1 protein-coding gene is annotated in these 799 nt (G+C 45.8%); it reads right to left on the bottom strand.

Annotated elements, in window-relative coordinates; all coding sequences use genetic code 11:
* Window positions 1–509 (bottom strand): Mur ligase domain-containing protein (locus R7Q46_RS26325; protein ID WP_318078104.1); only part of this gene is annotated, 509 nt, incomplete at its 3' end.
* Window positions 510–799 lie beyond the last annotated feature (290 nt).

The following is a 799-nucleotide window of genomic DNA, read 5'->3' as shown; positions in this document are numbered from 1 at the left end:
CGCTTATCGAAAAAAGCACTGTCATATTCGTCCGCTTCAACAACAAAAAACATGCTTTCGCCCAAACGAGCCGATACACCGAAGTTACCCAACACGCCACCAACGAGGAAACCAGGTTGGTAACCACAGTCTTCGAGTATCCACGCCAGCATGCTCGAAGTGGTCGTTTTGCCGTGTGTACCGGAAACAGCCAACACCCAACGGTCATGCAGTAAAAATTCGTTCAGCCATTGTGGTCCAGAGGTGTAACGCATGTTGCTATTAAGTACATGCTCAACACACGGATTGCCACGGCTCATCGCGTTACCAATCACCACAAGGTCAGGTTGAGGATCGAGTTGAGACGGGTCGAAGCCTTCAATAATTTCAATACCTTGAGACTCTAGCAATGTGCTCATCGGTGGGTAAACATTGGCATCAGAACCCGTCACTTTATGCCCTAATTGACGCGCTAAAATTGCTGCGCCGCCCATAAACGTGCCACAGATACCCAAGATATGAATGTGCATAAACTAAACCTTGTAATGCGTTCTTTGATGCCTTCATTATCGCGATAACGACCAGAAAAGCGAGTGACTTTAGCCTTCTTCTTGCAGTCCCTTTCACAAATATGACAAGGTTGAACAGAGACTGTACAGCGCTCTGACCTGCGAATGAATCCCTGATTTGAGCAGACAAATAAATTGAGATCTCAAACAGTTACTTCATTACCATTAAAAAGATCCACGACTTAAAATTACATCTAGCGCAAACGTTTAACATCCATAAAGAGATGCCCGTTGCGCACCACCCCCAATGA

This window comes from Vibrio sp. 811 (assembly GCF_033339195.1).
This window is presented reverse-complemented; position numbering and strand designations above follow the sequence as displayed.